General features: G+C 46.0%; 1 tRNA gene. It reads right to left on the bottom strand.

From position 1 onward, the window contains the following. Positions 1–151: 151 nt before the first annotated feature. A tRNA-Glu gene (locus tag OGY71_RS01190) sits at positions 152–227 on the bottom strand. Positions 228–291 lie beyond the last annotated feature (64 nt).

Genomic DNA, 291 nt, shown 5'->3' with positions numbered 1-291 from the left:
TTTTCATTTCTTATTACGGAGAAATGAAACAGTGTGTCGTTTCAATTTTCAGCTTGATCCAGATTTTTAAAGAGCAAATATCTCAAACGTGACTCGGAAGTCAGTTTTGAGATACTTCGGTCGGCGACTTTCACTCACACATACCAGCAAGTGGCGTCCCCTAGGGGATTCGAACCCCTGTTACCGCCGTGAAAGGGCGGTGTCCTGGGCCTCTAGACGAAGGGGACACTGAAGTCTCAATCGCAAGACGCCTTGCTATTTACTTTTCATCAGACAATCTGTGTGAGCACT

Source organism: Citrobacter sp. Cpo109 (assembly GCF_030332565.1).
Lineage (GTDB): Bacteria > Pseudomonadota > Gammaproteobacteria > Enterobacterales > Enterobacteriaceae > Citrobacter > Citrobacter portucalensis.
This window is presented reverse-complemented; position numbering and strand designations above follow the sequence as displayed.